The following is a 16,336-nucleotide window of genomic DNA, read 5'->3' as shown; positions in this document are numbered from 1 at the left end:
AAGGAGTGCCCGTGGCCAAGCGCCAGCCGGGGAAGCCCACGCAGGGACGATTCCGCCACGGCATCAAGGCACCGCTCGTCTTCTCCGCGGTTCTGGCCGTGGTGGCCGGGGTCGCGACGTCGATCTTCGCCACCGGCGGCGGCAGCAAGGAACTGCGCGTCGACCTGGGCCTGACGGCTGCGGGTATCGCGTTCATCGCCTCGCTCGTCATCTGCGCCATGCTCATGATGGCCGAGACGCCGAACTCGGAGCACCTGAGCAAGGGTTCCGGCATCAACCGCTCGTCCGCCAGGCCGGACCGGCAGGCACCGCCCGCACAGTCCGCCGCGGAGCCCGGGTCCGACGCCGCCCAGCGGGGGACCGGCGAGGAGCCCCGCTACGGGGAGCGCCTGCCGAAGCAGGACACCTGACCCGCACGCCCTCTTGACGCTACTGCTAGCCTCCCCTCATGCAGGATGACGTAGCAGGATTCATCAGCACCTTCGGCACTCTGGTCCGCCTCGCGCAGGAAGCGCAGCCCTCCACCGCGCGCGGCAGGGAACTCCTCGACACCCTCAGCGCCCATCTGGGTGCGGAAGCGGGCAGCGTCCCCGTCGTCGTGGAGGACGTGTCGGGCAGCCGCTACGTCGACGCTGACATTATCCTCGTGTCCCTCACGGGGCCCGACGGGCGGCTCGTCGGCATCGGGGGCGGGGACCAGCGCCACCACATGTCGCTGAGCGACATGCTCCAGCAGTCCGCGCTGTATCCGAACTTCCCGCTGGCGCAGCCGGATTACGCGAACCTGCCGGTCGCGCCGGACCGGCAACGGCAGACGGTGGCACTCGGCCTCCGGCTCTTCCGCCGCGCTGGCGTGCCCATCGCGCTCCTGCAGCGCAAGGCGGATCCGCGGTACGGACGGCAATCCGCCTCCCTCGAGGTGCTCTGCCCGGACCCCGCGGTGACCGCCGACTTCCTCGCGGAGTTCCGGCGGCGGATGCAGAGCGAGAGTGTCCTGAAGGGCCAGATCCTGTCCTTCACAATGGAGGACTTCGGCCCGAGCAGCGCCGGCGTGACGTTCCACGCGCGACCTACCCTGACGGCCGACGACGTCATCCTTCCCGAGGGGCTCCTGGCGAGGGTCACGGAGCATGCTCTCGGCATCGCAGCCCACCGCCAAGCGCTGGTGGCGGCCGGCCAGCACCTCAAGCGCGGCATCCTCCTGTACGGTCCGCCGGGCACGGGCAAGACCCACACCGTCCGCTTCCTGCTGAGCGCGAGTACGGGAACGACGGCGATCCTGCTGTCCGGCGGCACCCTCGCCCACGTGGGGGAGGCGGCCCGGATGGCACGCGCCCTGCAGCCGTCGATCGTGGTGCTCGAGGATTGCGACCTGATTGCCGAGGACCGCAGCTTCGGTCACGGCCCCCAGCCGCTGCTGTTCGAGGTGCTGGATGCGATGGACGGGCTCGACGACGACGCCGACGTCACCTTCGTCCTCACCACCAATCGCGTCGACATGCTCGAGCGCGCGCTCGCACAACGCCCGGGCCGCGTGGACCTGGCCGTCGAGGTGCCCCTGCCTGCCGAGCACGAGCGGGCGGAGCTGCTGCGGCTCTACGCCCGGAACCTCCCGTTCAGCCCCGGGGTCATCGGCTCTGCCGCAGCGCACATCGAGGGCACGACGGCGTCCTTCACGCGGGAGCTGGTGCGGCGCGCGGTCCTCGCCGCCGCACTGCAGGGCGTCCCGGTGGAGGACGACCATCTCCTCGCGGCAGTGGACGAGCTCATGGCGGACGCGGCGTCGCTGACGAGGAGCCTGCTCGGCAGCAACTATCCCGCCTCGGAGGATGGCTTCTCCGAAGGGCAGGAAACACTCCCCGCAGGTCCGGGACTGGCGCCGCACTCCGGCATCTACCTGCCGGAGTACGGGTCCGCATTTCCCGCATCCTCGGAGGAGCAGGTACAACAGGGCCTCGCCGATGGGGGCTATTCGGAGGACGGCTTCCAGGGGGACGGCCTGGAGGGCATCGACCGGGCGGAGGGCCCGGACTAGTTCCGTCGGACTCCCACGGAACCACCGCGGCAGGTGAGGGAGCCCATGCCTTGCACGCTGTCCGCAATAGGTACATCCTGAGCTCCACGAACACACCGCCGTCGGAGGAAGAATGGGCCCGGACCCGGATGCTGAAGCTGTCGCCGAACGCATCCTGAATGCGGCGCGCGGCACGATCGACATACTCGCCATCCACCTCGGCGACCGGCTCGGTTGGTACCGGAGCCTTGCGAGGGAGGGGCCTGCGTCGTCGTCCGAGCTGGCGCAGCGCACCGGCACGTCCGAGCGCTATGTTCGCGAGTGGCTCGAGCAACAGGCCATCACGGGCCTGCTCACGGTCACGGGGGACGACAGCCGTCGTTTCACCCTGCCGCCGGGCTCGGCCGAAGTCCTCACCGACACGGGCAGCCTCAACTATCTCGCACCGCTGGCTCGGATGCTCGCCGGTGCGGCCGTCCAGCTTCCGGCGTTGCAGCGTTCCTACCGGACGGGCACCGGGGTCTCGTGGTCCGAGTTCGGCGCTGATGCCCGAGAGTCCCAGGCCGACATGAATCGGCCATGGTTCGAGTCGAGACTGGCCGATGCGTTGGGCGGAGCGCCGTCGCTGATGGCCCGACTGCAGGCGGAAGGAACCAGGATCGCCGACATCGGGTGTGGCGCCGGTTGGTCGACGATCGCGCTTGCCCGGATGTTTCCGAGGGCGCGGGTGCACGGATTCGATATCGACACCGAGTCGATAGGGCTCGCACGGACCAATGCGACCGTCACGGGAAGTGCTGCCGGTTTCGAGCACGCCGATGCGACGGAACTGCCCTCGGATCGGTTCGACGCGATCTTCGCCTTCGAGTGCGTCCATGACATGCCCTACCCGGTCAAGGTGCTGGCGGCAGCGCGACGAGCGCTCCGGCAGGACGGCACCGTGGTTGTCATGGACGAGGCCGTGGCCGAATCCTTCGCTCCTCCGGGCGATGAGCTGGAACGGCTCATGTATGGCTTCAGTCTGCTGATCTGCCTGCCCGACGGGATGGCGCACCCCGACAGCGCCGGTACCGGCACCGTCATGCGACCGGACACGCTCCGCCGGTACGCTCTGGACGCAGGATTCACCGACGTCAGGATCCTGCCGATCGAGGACTTCGGGTTCTTCCGCTTCTACGAGCTGGTGCCCTAGCGGTACCGTGTCTCGTCCACGGCGGCGTCGCCGCGTGGCCCGTACTGCTGCTGCATGCGTGGGGCGAGTCACGAAAGATCGGCTCGTGCCACTACACCGCTGCAACTGGCCGACCCACCCCATGCGTGGAAAAGGATGAAGACCTCCTGGTGATCGGCATGCAATCACCGGGAGGTCTTCATCCTTTCGCCGTGCAGCCGGCGCTCCGGCTCAGGACACCTAGCGGCCGTTCCGGCGCTTGCTGTAGACGTCGAACGCGACGGCGAGCAGGAGCACCAGGCCCTTGATGACCTGCTGCCAGGCCGCGTCGACCGAGAGGATGGACAGCCCCTGGTTGAGGACGCCCATGACCAGGCCGCCGATCACTGCGCCGACGACCGTCCCGACGCCGCCCTGCACCGCGGCTCCACCGATGAAGACGGCGGCGATGGCGTCGAGTTCGAAGCTTCCGCCGGCGGATGCCACGGCGCTGCCCGCACGGGCCGTGCTGACCACGCCGGCAAGGCCGGCGAGGAAGCCCATGTTCACGAAGATGAAGAAGTTGACCCACTTCGTCTTCACCCCGGACATCATGGCCGCGTAGAGGTTTCCTCCCATGGCATAGACGTGCCGCCCGAACACCGTGCGCGAGAGCAGGAACGAATAGAGCAGCACGAGGGTCGCGAGGATGACGAGGATGATCGGTGTGCCCCGGTTGTACGCGAGCAGGTAGCACAGGTACATGATGGCGACGACGGCGATCGCGATCTTGAGGACGAAGGACACGGTGCGCTCGCGGGGCAGGTTCAGGCGGCGCAGGTCGGCGCGTCCCTTGAGCTGCTGGACCACCAGGGCCAGCGACGCCAGGGCGCCGATGCCGAGCGTGATGAGATCCGGGGTGCCGGTGGCGGGAAGCGTGCCGGAGCCGATGGAGTTGAAGGCCCGCGGCAGTCCGCTGATGGTTCCGCCGGTCAGCAGGACGAGGGCGACGCCGCGGAAGACGAGCATGCCCGCGAGTGTGACGATGAAGGCCGGTATGCCCACGAAGGCGACCCAGAAGCCCTGCCACGCGCCGATCAGTGCGCCGACGAGGAGTGACAACGCGACGGCGGCACCCCACGGGAGCCCCCAGCTGTTCATCGACAGTGCAGCGACCGCACCGACCGTCGCGACGATCGATCCCACCGACAGGTCGATGTGGCCGGCGATGATGACGATCACCATCCCGATGGCGAGGATGAGCACGTAGGCGTTCTGCTGGATCAGGTTGCTCACGTTGCCGGGGTACAGCAGGCGGCCGCCGGTGAGGACCTGGAACAGCAGGATGATGACGGCGAGGGCGGCGAGGATGCCGTACTGGCGCATGTCGACCCCGCGCCGCTTCTTCTTTGCGAGCTCCGGCCGTGGCGGGACGGGCGCGGTGGCCTGCTCGGGTGTGGTGGTGGTCATGGGGCCTGTGCTCCTTGGATCCGGGCGGCGGTCATGTGGCGCATGAGTTCCTCCTGGCTGGCATGGGCGCGATCCAGCTCGCCGGTGAGCTTGCCTTCCGCGATGGTGTAGATGCGGTCCGAGAGGCCGATCAGTTCGGGCAACTCGCTGGAGATGACGATCACCGCTTTGCCCTGGGCCGCCATCTCGTTGATGATTCCGTAGATCTCGTACTTGGCGCCGACGTCGATTCCCCGCGTCGGTTCATCGAGGATCAGCACGTCGGGCCCCGAGTAGATCCACTTGCTGAGCACGACTTTCTGCTGGTTCCCGCCGGACAGGTTGCCCACCACGGCGGAGACGCTCGGCGTCTTGATGTTCATCTGCTTGCGGTACTCGTCCGCGACGGCGTACTCCCTGTTCCGGTCGATGATGCCGAGCTTGGCGAGCTTGCCGAGGGCAGCGGCCGAGACGTTGACCGTGATGCTGCCGATCAGGTTCAGGCCGTAGCGCTTGCGGTCCTCGGTCACATAGGCGATCCCGTTCCGGATCGCCTCGCCGACGGTCCGCGTCTGGATCTCCCTGCCGTCCTTGTAGACCCGCCCGGAGATCCCGCTCCCGTAGGAGCGTCCGAAGATGCTCATCGCCAGTTCCGTCCGGCCGGCTCCCATGAGCCCGGCGAAGCCGACGATCTCCCCGGCGCGCACGGAGAACGACGCGCGGTCGACGACGACCCTCTCCACGTCGATGGGGTGGTGCACGGTCCATTCCTCGACCCGGAACTTCTCCTCGCCGATGTCCGGTTCCCGCGGCGGGAACTGATGGTCCAGCGGCCGCCCCACCATGGCGCGGATGATGCGGGTCTCGATGTCGTCGCTGTCCGTGACCCGGAAGGATTCGATGGTCTGCCCGTCGCGGATGACGGTGACCGTATCGGCGATGGCGCGGATCTCCTTCAGCTTGTGGGAGATGATGATCGACGTGATGCCCTGGGTGCGCAGCTGCTCGATCAGGCCCAGCAGGTGGGCGGAGTCGTCGTCGTTCAGGGCTGCGGTCGGTTCGTCGAGGATGAGGAGCTTGACCTCCTTCGACAGCGCCTTCGCGATCTCGACGAGTTGCTGCTTGCCCACTCCCAGCTCGAGGACCTTCGTCGCGGGATTCTCCTGCAGCCCCACGCGCGCGAGGAGTTCGGCGGCCATGAGGTTCGTCTTGTTCCAGTCGATCACCCCGCCGCGCTGGACTTCGTTGCCCAGGAAGATGTTCTCTGCAATGGACAGGTAGGGGCTGAGGGCCAGTTCCTGGTGGATGATGACGACGCCGTCGCGCTCGCTGTCGTTGATGGAGCTGTAGGCGACCGGCCGTCCGTCGAGCGTGATGGTCCCGTCGAAGCTGCCGTGCGGATAGACGCCGCTGAGCACCTTCATCAGGGTGGACTTCCCTGCCCCGTTCTCGCCGCAGATCGCGTGGACCTCGCCGCGCTCCACGCTCACCGAGACACCGTCGAGGGCCCTGATGCCGCTGAACTCCTTGACGATTCCGTCCATCTCGAGGATTACGTCACTCATGCTGTTCTCGCTTCGCTGGAGGGGAAGAGCGGGGCACGGCCATGGCCGCACCCCGCTCCCGGAGGTCAGAGACCGATGTCTGCTGCCTTGACGAAGCCGGACTCCACGAGCTTCGGCTCGACGTCGTCCTTCGTGACCACCACGGGATCCAGGAGGTAGGACGGGACGACCTTGCTGCCGTTGTCGTAGGTCTCGGTGTCATTGACCTCGACCTCGTCGCCGGCGACGATCGCCGTGATCATCGACTCGACCTGGCTCCCGAGTTCGCGGGTGTCCTTCCAGACGGTCATGGACTGCTGGTCTCCCAGGATGGCCTTGACGTTGGCGACGTCCGCGTCCTGCCCGGTGATGAGGGGCCAGTCGGTGCCGGGCTTGTAGCCTGCGGCGTCGAGGGAGGCCTCGATGCCCAGCGCGAGGCTGTCGTTCGGGGACAGGACGACGTCGACCTTGTCGCCGCCGGTGTAGAAGGACTGCAGGCGGTTGTCCATCTCGGCCTGGGCATCATCCGAGCCCCAGCCGAGGATTCCGATGGCCTTCCAGCCGTCGTTGTCGGCGGGGGACTTCCCGGAGGGGACGACCAGCTTGCCGGACTCGACGTAGGGCAGCAGGACGTCCCAGGCGCCGGCGAAGAAGAACGCGGCGTTGTTGTCATCGGGGCTGCCGGCGAAGGGCTCGAGGTTGAAGGGGCCCTTGCCGTCGGCGAGGCCGAGCTTCTCCTCGATGAACTGGCCCTGGAGCTGGCCGACCTTGTAGTTGTCGAACGTGGCGTAGTAGTCCACGGCTTCTGTGCCGTTGATCAGCCGGTCGTAGGCGATGACCTTGACGTCCTGGGATGCGGCGTCCTCGAGCGCGGGGCCGAGCGTCTGGCCGTCGATCGCTGCGACGACGAGGATCTTCGCTCCGCCCGCCACCTGGTTCTGGATCTGGCTGATCTGCTGGTCCGTCTTGTTGTCGGCGTATTGGAGGTCGACGGTGCAGTCGGCCGCCTCGAGCTTCTCCTTGAGTCCCTCGCCGTCGTTGATCCAGCGCTCGAGGCTTCGGGTGGGCATGGAGATACCGACGTTGCAGGTGGTGGTGGCGTCGTCGCCCTCGGCTTCGGGGGCGGTCGATCCTGCCGGCGCACAGGCCGACACTCCCGCTGCGACACCGACTGCCAGCAGGAAGGCCGAGACATTCTTGATCGTGGTCATGGGTAGTGCCTTTGAAAAGGACCCGACCGATGGGGGTGTGCAGAGGAACGAGCCGGCGATGACGGCGGGTCGCCTCTGGTGTCCCTTCCGGCTGGATCGAGCTGAAACAACGCTGTAGCGCCCGGTCGACGTTGCCATCGACAATATGTAGGCGAAGACAACATATCCACTGACAAGCGTTTCATCAAGACTTCAGGAGAACGTTATCGAAGTGATACGTTTCCGTGCCTACGCGCTCCGGGCCCTCCGGGCGCGGTATGCCTTCACGTGGGTCCGGTTGGCGCAGTTGCCGGTGTCGCAGAAGCGCCGCGACCGGTTGCGGCTCAGATCCAGCACCACGCCGTCGCAGTCCTCGGCCGCGCAGGAGTGGAGGCGGTCGAGCTCGTGTCCGCGGATCACGTCGGCAAGGGCCATGGCGGCCTCCGTGGCCATGCGCTCCTCGAGGGGAGCCTCGGGCGCGGTGGCGTGGAGGTGCCAGTCCCACTCGTCGTGCCGGACGAGCTGGGGGAGTGCGTTGGTGCGGCGAAGGATCGCGTTCACCAGCCCGACGGCGTCGTCCTCCTCCGCGAACCAGATCACCTCGAGCTCGTCACGCAGGGCACGGACCGCCTGGAGTTCGGCCTCCGTGTGCGTCCGGGAACCGGAGAAGCGCTGCTCGGCGAGGAAGCGGTCGAGCCCCTCGAGGGTGTCGAGCGGGTCGGCGTCCTCCCTGGCGGTGTTGATGAGTGCGGCGGCTGACGCGAGCGCCACTTCCGTGTCATAGGTGAAAGACATGTTGACTCCTGACATCGCGCACCTCTAGTGTCACGACCATAACTACTTGTCACCCATGACACCAATCATCGATCCGAAGGAGTGGACGTGACCCTGCGCCCCGCCGCCGGCCTCTGGATGGCACTCGTCTCGGCAGCCACGTTCGGCGTCTCGGGCCCGTTCGCCAAGTCCCTCCTCGAGATCGGCTGGAGCCCCGGTGCCGCTGTCGGCCTCCGGATCGGAGGAGCGGCCCTCGTGCTGCTCGTCCCGGTGCTGATCGCCATGCGCGGACGCTGGGCCACGCTCCGCGGCAATGCGCTGACCATCGCCATCTACGGCACCACCGCCATCGCCCTGTGCCAGCTGTTCTACTTCAACGCCGTCCAGCGCATGTCCGTCGGAGTCTCGCTCCTGCTCGAGTACCTGGCGCCCGTGCTGCTCGTCGGCTTCCTGTGGCTGCGCTCGCGGAAGGCGCCGCAGACCCTCACGATCGTCGGGGCCGTCACGGCCATCCTCGGACTCCTGCTGGTCCTGGACCTCACCGGCGACACCCGGCTCGACCCGGTCGGCATCCTCTTCGGGATCGCCGCCGCCGTGTGCCTCGTCGTGTACTTCCTCATGTCCGCGCGGGTGGACGAATCGCTCCCTCCGCTCGTGATGGCCGGCGGGGGAATGGTGGTCGCGGCCGCGAGCATCCTGGTCCTCGGGCTGACGGGGATCATGCCGTTCCGGTTCGTGTTCGCGGACGTCTCGCTGGCCGGAGGCACCTACAGCTGGATCGTGCCCGTCGCCGTTCTGGTCCTCGTGGCGACGGTGGCGGCGTACGTGAGCGGTATCCTCGCCGCCCAGCGCCTCGGGTCCAAGGTGGCGAGCTTCGTGGCGCTCACCGAGGTGATGTTCGCCGTGCTCGCGGCATGGCTGATCCTCGGCGAGCTGCCCGGTGCCCTGCAGCTGCTCGGCGGACTCCTGATCGTCGCAGGCGTGGTGTGCGTGCGGCTGGACGAGCTCCGCAGCGCCGAAGCCCCCCGGGCAGCCGTGCTGGACCAGCCCAATCCCGTGGAGCCGCTGCCGAGGCCCTGACGGCGGCTGTGGTGTCCGGCGCGCCGCCGCTGCCTCATACCCGCATGGCGTCCGTCCGCGAAGCGCGCTCGGCGCCGGCCAGAGCGGAGCTGCCCAGGTCGCTTCCCGCGAGCGGCTGTCCGGCCGCGAGCGCCTCGGTCCATGCCCCGGTTGTGGAGACCTTGGCCCAGTTGGAGTTCAGAAGGGCCATCAGCGTCTCGTGCACGGCCTGTGCGGGTGCGAAGCCCGCCTCGTTGGCGAGGTTGATGGCGCCGGTGCCGTCCGACAGGACCTCCGTGCTGATGCCGAGGAACTCCGCCTCGACGGAGGAGGCAAGGATGCAGTTGTTCGTCATGTAACCGACCAGGGTGACCGTGTCGATCTGCTGCCCTCCCAGCCAGTCGGCGAGATCGGTGCCGGCATACACGGAGCCGTACTGCTTGGTGAGCAACTTCCAGCTCTCTGCCTTGCGCTGCTCCACCTCGGGGTGGAGTGCGAACTCAGGGGACCCCGGATCGAAGACGGGAGCGCCTTCTCCCGCACTGTGCTGGACGGCGACGACGGGGATGCCTGCAGCGGTGGCGGCGTCGATCGCCCGCACGATGTTCGGCAGCGACTCGGTGTGCGGCGGGTACTGGATCTCCAGCGGGCCGTCGAAGTACTGCTGCTGGACGTCGACGATGACGAGTGCGCGACGGGGTGCGGTCATGAGGGGTTCTCCTTGGCTTCCGGTGCCGTCCGGTGACAGCATTCCTTCATTCTTCGCCCCGCCGCCGTCCTGTGGGAGTGGCACGACTGCTGACCTACGATGGATTTGCGCCAACATGTCATCGGCCCCGGGAGCCCTGGTCGGGACGCGGTCCCCGTGCCGGACAGGCGCTCGACGGCAGCGCTTCAGTGATCGGAGGATCCGTGCACATCGCCATCTACGCCTTCGACGGCGTGCCGATGTTCCATCTCGCGGTGCCGCAGATGGTCTTCGACGAGGTCAGGCGGCAGGGGTACGAGCAGTGGACGACGACCCTGTTCTCGGACAGGGCGGGGGCTGTCCGGACCGCGGAGGGCTACCTCATCGGCGGCGTCGCGGGACCGCGGGTCTCCGGTGATGCCGACATCGTCGTCGTGCCCTCGTGGTTCGAGGACGGAAGGGTCGCCGGGGACGGACTGCAGGATGTCCTGAGGGCAGCCCACGAGCGGGGTGCGACGATCGCGGGGCTCTGCATGGGCGCTCTTCCCGTTGCTGACACCGGGTTGCTCGACGGGCGGCGGGCGGTCACGCATTGGAAGGTCGTGGATGCCCTGGCGGAGCGGCGTCCGGACGTCCGGACGGACGCATCCGTCCTGTACATCGATCACGGGGACGTCATCACGTCGGCCGGGACCGCTTCGGCCATCGACGCCTGCCTGCACCTGGTGCGCAGGCATCTCGGCGCGGCGGCGACCAACTCGGTGTCGCGTGCGCTTGTCGTGGCACCGCACCGCGAAGGGGGCCAGGCCCAGTACATCGAGCGTCCCCTTCCACCCCAGCGTCGCGAGGACCCGATCTCGGCCGTGGTCGAGTGGGCACTCCAGAACCTCGCCGAGCCGCTGACCATCGAACAGTTGGCGGCACGGGCGCATCTGAGTCGGCGTACCTTCGTCCGGACCTTCCGTGCGAGCACGGGGACAACCCCTGCGTCATGGGTGCGCAGCAGGAGGCTCGACGAGAGTCGCAGGCTGCTCGAGGAGACGAACCTGCCGATGGACCGGGTCGCTGCGGCCAGCGGGTTCGCCAGCGCTGTCACGATGCGGCAGAACTTCGCGGCAGCGTTCAGGACCACGCCCACGGAATACCGACGGCGTTTCGAGGCTCTTCCCTCACCCGGCGCTCCGGGAGGTTAGATGCCGGCGTGCGTCGTCCCGGGCGGATTTGGACGAAGACAGGGCAGGGCTGGTACCCCCGGGGGGTATGCGCTATGCTCATACCCAGTGGGGGTATAGGACGGCGCCGGCGGAATTCCAAGCCGCCGCCGGATACGGCACCAGCTGAAGGAGAAGGAAGAATGAGCGAGCACCTGCATTCCGCCCATCACGATCACCACGGCCAGGACGGAGGGCCGTCGGCGACCTCCTGGTCGATGGCCGCTACAGCCACCCTGCACTGCCTGACCGGATGTGCCATCGGTGAGGTCCTGGGCATGGTGATCGGCACCAGCCTCGGCCTGCACGACCTGGTGACGGTCGTCCTGTCCGTCGCACTGGCGTTCGTCTTCGGCTACGCACTCACGATGCGCGGAGTTCTCCGTGCCGGGGTGCCCTGGCGCAGCGCACTGAAGGTAGCCCTCGCGGCGGACACCATCTCCATCGCGGTGATGGAGATCATCGACAACACCGCGATGCTCACCATCCCGGGCGCCATGGACGCCGGCATCGCCTCTGTCCTGTTCTGGATGTCCCTTGCCGCCTCGCTGGTCCTGGCCTTTCTGATCACCACCCCCGTGAACCGGTGGCTGATCAGCCGCGGCAAGGGCCACGCCGTCGTCCACCAGTACCACCACTGATCCATCGCACGGGCGGTCACTGCCGGTGCATCGACCAGTCAAGGACGTGCCCCGAGCGCTCGTAGGGGTCACCGCTCGCTGTGCCCTACCGGGCCCTCCGCGTGAAGACCATATGCAGCACTCCGCGCGGAGAAGGGGTCGCCTCGATCTCGAAGCGGTCTTCGAGTCCTTCGAGCCCATCCCAGAGCCGTTCGCCCCGGCCCAGGACGATCGGCACCACGACGATGTGCATGGAGTCGATCAGGTCCGCCGCGAGGAACTGTCGGATGGTGCTGACGCCGCCACCGATCCGGATGTCGAGGTCGCCCGCCAGGGCGCGCGCCTGCTCGAGCGCGGACCCTGGATCGGCGTCGACGAAGTGAAAGGTCGTCCCGCCCTCCATCTCGAGTACCGGCCGAGGATGGTGGGTCAGCACCACGACAGGGGTGTGGAAGACGGGGTTGTCGCCCCACCAGCCCTTCCATTCCTCGTCCTCCCAGGGGCCGCGATGAGGACCGAACTTGTTGCGCCCCATGATCTCCGCGCCGATCCCGGGCGCCCACCCGCGGGCGAACGCCTCGTCGACGCCCGAGGATCCTTCCGACTCCCCGGGGATGCCCATCTCGCGGAAGGTGCGCGTCCCGAAAGCCCACTCCATCAGCCGCGAGCCCGCGTGGCCGAAGGGGGCGTCGAGTTGCTGGCCCTCGCCGGTGCCGAAGCCGTCGAGGGAGACCGAGAAGTTGTGCACGCGGACGAGGGACATGTCATCTCCTGATGTGCTTGCCGTTCGAACACCGTACGGTGCCCGAACCCTGCGCTCAAGACCGACGACGAAAGAACGGGAGCGGACGGCGCTGGGTAGTGTGGCGACGGTGAGCGAAATCCGCATCGGTACCTCCGGATGGAGTTACGACCACTGGAACGGCATCTGCTATCCGCAGGGCACGCCGTCAGCGAAGCGGTTGGACCACTATGCGGCCCGATTCGACACCGTGGAGCTGAACGCCAGTTTTTACCGCTGGCCGCGCGATACGACCTTCGCCGGCTGGCACCGTCGTCTTCCCCCCGGGTTCGCGCTGTCCGTGAAGGCGCCGCGCGGGCTGACGCACGGCAAGAAGCTGTACGCGCCGGAGGTCTGGATCGAGCGGATCGCCCGCTGCTGGCATGAGCTGGGCGACCGGCGAGCCGTCCTGCTCGTCCAACTCCCGCCGACTCTGGAGCGCGACGACGCCCGCCTGGACTACTTCCTGTCCCGTGTGCCGTGGTGGATCCGGGTGGCCGTCGAGTTCCGCCATCGGAGCTGGGACGACGACGCCGTCTACGAGCTGCTCGGGCGACACCAGGCTGCATACTGCGTGATGAGCGGCGCCGGCCTGCCGTGCATCCTGAGGACGACGGCGCCCTTCGTGTACGTGCGGCTGCACGGGCCGGACCACGAGCATCTGTACGCGGGCTCGTACTCCGATGCGGACCTGCGCTGGTGGGCGGAGCGGATCCTGGAGTGGCACCGTTCCGGCCAGGACGTCTACGTGTATTTCAACAACGACGGCGGCGGCCACGCCGTGCGGAACGCGGAAACACTCCGGGGACTGGTCCACGCGGCCGGCCTGCCTGGCTGATCCGCCGGAGTGCGGGCCGCCGGAACGGGAACCGCCCGGTCGCTCAGAGGTTGCCCAGTTCCTGCCACACCTCCAGGACGACGGCCTTGGCGTACTGCTCCGCACGGTCTTCGTCGCGGTTTAGAATGGCGCGGGCGATGGCCTCATGGTTGTCGAACGCATCGGGGACCGGGTCTGCCGGACTCAGGCCGAGGTCGGTCCGGCCCGCCAGCACCTCCGTGACGATTCCGTGCAGGGACGCGATCATGTCATTGCCGCTTGCTGCGAGCAGCAAGGCGTGGAACGCGATGTCGGCCTCCAGATAGGGCGGCTCATGGCCCCGGCCCGCCTCTCCGAGGACGCGCAGGCGACTGGCGAGTTCGAGCAGCTCTATTCCTACTTCCGCCGTCGCCCGGCGCGCGGCGAGGCGGGCGGCCGTCGGTTCGAGGGCGAGCCGCATCTCGGTCAGCCGGTGGAGCTGGGCGTGCCGTTCCGCTCCCGTCAACCGCCAGCGAATCAGCTGGGGATCCAGGACGCTCCACGACGTGGCGGGGAGCACGGTCACACCGACGCGCCGCCGTGACTCGACCATGCCCATCGATTCGAGAATCCGGACGACCTCGCGGATCACCGTCCGGGAGACCCCGGCCTCGTCCTCCAGCCGGGCGAGCGTGATCACGCTGCCGGGCGGTCGGACGCCCTGGACGATCTCCGTGCCGAGACGTTCGAGGATGGAATTGTGCAGCACCGGAGCGGGCGACAGGTTGGGCATGCTGCGACTCAAAGGTGTCATCTTTCTTGCTGTAAGTGTGATCTTTGTGACACACTATCGCTCCAAGCGCAAAACCGCCCCACGGGGGGCTGAACATCAACGGAGAGTTCTGTGGAAGATTGGACCCAAACACTGGGGGCTGGACCCCTGCTGGGCATCGCGGCGGGCGCGATCGCCCTGATCCTCGTCCTGGTCATTAGATTCAAGGTGCACGCGTTCCTCACGCTGGTCCTCGTCTCGCTCGTGACCGCGTTCGCAGCGGGCATCCCCGCCAGCGGGATCGTCACCACGCTGGTGACCAGCTTCGGCACCACCCTCGGTTCCGTCGCACTGCTGATCGGGCTCGGGGCGATGCTCGGGAAGATGATCGAGCACAGCGGCGGGGCTAGAGTCCTCGCGGACAAGCTCGTCGACGTCTTCGGCGAACGGCGTGCGCCGTTCGCACTCGGCCTCGCATCGTTGATCATGGGCTTCCCGATCTTCTTCGATGCCGGCCTGATCGTCATGCTGCCCATCATCTTCGCCGTCGCCCGGCGCATGGGTGGCACCAACGTGCTGCTGTACGGCATCCCCGCCGCCACCGCCTTCTCGGTCATGCACGTCTTCGTGCCGCCGCACCCCGGTCCAGTTGCCGCGACCGAGCTCTACGGCGCGAACCTCGGACTGGTGCTCCTGGTCGGCCTGCTGATCGCCTTCCCGGTCTGGTACGTCACGGGTTACCTGTGGGGCAAGTTCGTCGCCACCAAGTACATCCTTCCGGTGCCGGCACTGTTCGGTGCAATCGATGAGGACCAGCCGCTCAACCCGCCCAAGTTCTCCACCGTCGTCGGGATGCTGCTGCTGCCGCTCGTGCTCATCTTCATGAACACCGGCCTGGACTTCCTCGACGCCGCGGGCGTCGTCGACGCCGAGCAGCAGACCTGGGTGCAGGTCCTGACCGTCATCGGCTCATCGCCTGTGGCACTGCTCATCTCCGTGCTCGTCGCGACCGCTGTCCTAGGTCACCGGCGCGGTGAGAACGGCACGGCCCTGGAGAAGGTGCTCGACTCCGCGCTGGGCCCGGTCTGCTCCGTCATCCTCATCACCGGTGCCGGCGGCATGTTCGGCGGCGTCCTGCGTGCTTCCGGTATCGGCGACGCGCTCTCGGACTCCCTCGCCTCCATCGGCCTGCCGATCATCCTGGCCGCGTACATCATCGCCGTCATCCTCCGTGTCGCGCAGGGCTCGGCAACCGTGGCACTCGTCACCACCGCCGGACTCATGGCCCCCGCCGTGGTCGCCGGCGGGTTCAGCCCCCTCGAGATCGTCGCCATTACGCTCGCCAGCGCGGCCGGGTCCGTGTTCGCCAGCCACGTCAACGACTCCGGCTTCTGGCTCGTCGGCCGGCTGATGGGCATGGACGTGAAGACCACGCTGAAGACCTGGACCGTCCAGCAGTCGCTCGAATCCGTGGCCGGATTCGGGCTGACGCTCCTCGTCTTCTGGCTCGGCTGATGGCGCCCGGCACATTCGACATCACGGGCCGGCTGGCACTGGTCACCGGCTCCTCCCGAGGCCTGGGGTACGCCCTCGCCATGGGTCTGGCCCAGGCCGGCGCCCGCGTGGTGGTGCACGGGCGCGACGCGGAGGCTGTGGCGAAGGCCGCCGCCGGCATCGGTGACGCGACCGGCACGGTCCCGGCCACCACGACGTTCGACGTCACGGATGCCGACGCGGCCGCTGAGGGTATCGCGGCGCTCGTCGCGGACCACGGGGTGCCGGACATCCTCGTCAACAATGCCGGTATCCAGCGGCGCGCGCCGTTCAACGACTTCGACCCGGCCGACTGGGACGACATGGTCACGACGAACCTGTCGAGCGTCTTCTACGTCTCCCGGCAGGTCACCCGGCGGATGGCGGAGCGGGGTTCGGGCAAGGTCATCAACATCGGCTCGGTCCAGTCGATGCTTGCCCGGCAGACCATCGCGCCGTACTCCGCGACCAAGGGCGGCGTAATCATGCTGACCAAGGGCATGGCGGCCGACCTCGCCCGGTTCAACATCCAGGTCAACGCGATCTCTCCGGGGTACTTCGCGACCGAGATGAACCGGGCGCTGGTCGAGGACGAGGCCTTCAACACCTGGGTCATCAACCGCACCCCCGCCCAGCGGTGGGGGAAGTTCGAGGAGCTCATCGGGACCCTCATCTACCTGGCCTCCGACGCATCGACGTTCGTGTCCGGCCAGAACATCTTCGTCGACGGCGGGATGACCTCCGTCGTCTGACGC

Annotated in this window: 16 protein-coding genes; 9 read left to right on the top strand and 7 right to left on the bottom strand. The window is 67.8% G+C overall.

What is annotated here, in order from left to right:
- Positions 1 to 11: 11 nt before the first annotated feature.
- From ACX80I_RS05040 to ACX80I_RS05030, 3 genes are all read left to right on the top strand, one after another.
- Positions 12 to 410, top strand: coding sequence for a hypothetical protein (locus ACX80I_RS05040; RefSeq protein WP_459344049.1), 399 nt, complete (start codon positions 12 to 14; stop codon positions 408 to 410).
- 38 nt (positions 411 to 448) lie between these two features.
- Positions 449 to 2,035 carry an AAA family ATPase gene (locus ACX80I_RS05035; protein WP_459344048.1) on the top strand — a complete coding sequence of 529 codons (1,587 nt, stop codon included), beginning with the start codon at positions 449 to 451 and terminating at the stop codon, positions 2,033 to 2,035.
- A 112-nt stretch (positions 2,036 to 2,147) separates the two neighbouring features.
- Positions 2,148 to 3,206, top strand: coding sequence for a class I SAM-dependent methyltransferase (locus tag ACX80I_RS05030; RefSeq protein ID WP_459344047.1), 1,059 nt, complete (start codon positions 2,148 to 2,150; stop codon positions 3,204 to 3,206).
- A gap of 219 nt (positions 3,207 to 3,425) precedes the next feature.
- Here ACX80I_RS05030 and mmsB read toward each other — a convergent pair whose 3' ends face one another.
- The 4 genes from mmsB to ACX80I_RS05010 all read right to left on the bottom strand — a co-directional run bounded on the left by mmsB (position 3,426) and on the right by ACX80I_RS05010 (position 8,142).
- Complete coding sequence (mmsB, locus tag ACX80I_RS05025) at positions 3,426 to 4,634, bottom strand: multiple monosaccharide ABC transporter permease (RefSeq protein ID WP_459344046.1); 1,209 nt, start codon at positions 4,632 to 4,634, stop codon at positions 3,426 to 3,428.
- Positions 4,631 to 6,178, bottom strand: a complete 1,548-nt coding sequence (gene mmsA, locus ACX80I_RS05020) for a multiple monosaccharide ABC transporter ATP-binding protein (protein ID WP_459344045.1) — start codon at positions 6,176 to 6,178, stop codon at positions 4,631 to 4,633. The genes mmsB and mmsA overlap by 4 nt, the downstream gene beginning before the upstream one ends.
- 65 nt (positions 6,179 to 6,243) lie before the next feature.
- Entirely contained in the window at positions 6,244 to 7,368 is a 1,125-nt protein-coding gene (gene chvE / locus ACX80I_RS05015; RefSeq protein WP_459344044.1) for a multiple monosaccharide ABC transporter substrate-binding protein, read from the bottom strand.
- Positions 7,369 to 7,596: 228 nt separating this feature from the next.
- On the bottom strand, positions 7,597 to 8,142 hold the full coding sequence (locus tag ACX80I_RS05010) for a CGNR zinc finger domain-containing protein (protein WP_459344043.1): 546 nt from the start codon (positions 8,140 to 8,142) through the stop codon (positions 7,597 to 7,599).
- A gap of 87 nt (positions 8,143 to 8,229) precedes the next feature.
- On the opposite strand from ACX80I_RS05010, the gene ACX80I_RS05005 reads away from it, so the two are divergent.
- Positions 8,230 to 9,201, top strand: coding sequence for an EamA family transporter (locus tag ACX80I_RS05005; protein WP_459344042.1), 972 nt, complete (start codon positions 8,230 to 8,232; stop codon positions 9,199 to 9,201).
- Between the two features lie 34 nt (positions 9,202 to 9,235).
- Here ACX80I_RS05005 and ACX80I_RS05000 read toward each other — a convergent pair whose 3' ends face one another.
- Complete coding sequence (locus ACX80I_RS05000; protein WP_459344041.1) at positions 9,236 to 9,889, bottom strand: isochorismatase family protein; 654 nt, start codon at positions 9,887 to 9,889, stop codon at positions 9,236 to 9,238.
- 203 nt (positions 9,890 to 10,092) lie between these two features.
- Between ACX80I_RS05000 and ACX80I_RS04995 the strand changes: the two genes are divergently transcribed.
- Positions 10,093 to 11,061 (top strand): GlxA family transcriptional regulator, encoded by a 969-nt coding sequence (locus ACX80I_RS04995; protein ID WP_459344040.1) that lies wholly within the window; start codon positions 10,093 to 10,095, stop codon positions 11,059 to 11,061.
- Positions 11,062 to 11,222: 161 nt separating this feature from the next.
- On the top strand, positions 11,223 to 11,720 hold the full coding sequence (locus ACX80I_RS04990; RefSeq protein WP_459344039.1) for a DUF4396 domain-containing protein: 498 nt from the start codon (positions 11,223 to 11,225) through the stop codon (positions 11,718 to 11,720).
- A gap of 85 nt (positions 11,721 to 11,805) precedes the next feature.
- Here the strand turns inward: ACX80I_RS04990 and ACX80I_RS04985 are convergent, their stop codons facing one another.
- Complete coding sequence (locus tag ACX80I_RS04985; RefSeq protein ID WP_459344038.1) at positions 11,806 to 12,462, bottom strand: dihydrofolate reductase family protein; 657 nt, start codon at positions 12,460 to 12,462, stop codon at positions 11,806 to 11,808.
- Between the two features lie 109 nt (positions 12,463 to 12,571).
- Between ACX80I_RS04985 and ACX80I_RS04980 the strand changes: the two genes are divergently transcribed.
- Positions 12,572 to 13,318 (top strand): DUF72 domain-containing protein, encoded by a 747-nt coding sequence (locus ACX80I_RS04980; RefSeq protein WP_459344037.1) that lies wholly within the window; start codon positions 12,572 to 12,574, stop codon positions 13,316 to 13,318.
- Between the two features lie 43 nt (positions 13,319 to 13,361).
- Here the strand turns inward: ACX80I_RS04980 and ACX80I_RS04975 are convergent, their stop codons facing one another.
- Positions 13,362 to 14,069 carry a FadR/GntR family transcriptional regulator gene (locus ACX80I_RS04975; RefSeq protein WP_459344036.1) on the bottom strand — a complete coding sequence of 236 codons (708 nt, stop codon included), beginning with the start codon at positions 14,067 to 14,069 and terminating at the stop codon, positions 13,362 to 13,364.
- Positions 14,070 to 14,180: 111 nt separating this feature from the next.
- On the opposite strand from ACX80I_RS04975, the gene ACX80I_RS04970 reads away from it, so the two are divergent.
- Both ACX80I_RS04970 and ACX80I_RS04965 read left to right on the top strand, forming a co-directional pair.
- Positions 14,181 to 15,563 carry a GntP family permease gene (locus tag ACX80I_RS04970; protein WP_459344035.1) on the top strand — a complete coding sequence of 461 codons (1,383 nt, stop codon included), beginning with the start codon at positions 14,181 to 14,183 and terminating at the stop codon, positions 15,561 to 15,563.
- On the top strand, positions 15,563 to 16,333 hold the full coding sequence (locus ACX80I_RS04965) for an SDR family oxidoreductase (protein WP_459344034.1): 771 nt from the start codon (positions 15,563 to 15,565) through the stop codon (positions 16,331 to 16,333). The genes ACX80I_RS04970 and ACX80I_RS04965 overlap by 1 nt, the downstream gene beginning before the upstream one ends.
- Positions 16,334 to 16,336 lie beyond the last annotated feature (3 nt).

The organism is Arthrobacter rhamnosi (genome assembly GCF_054510855.1).
This window is presented reverse-complemented; position numbering and strand designations above follow the sequence as displayed.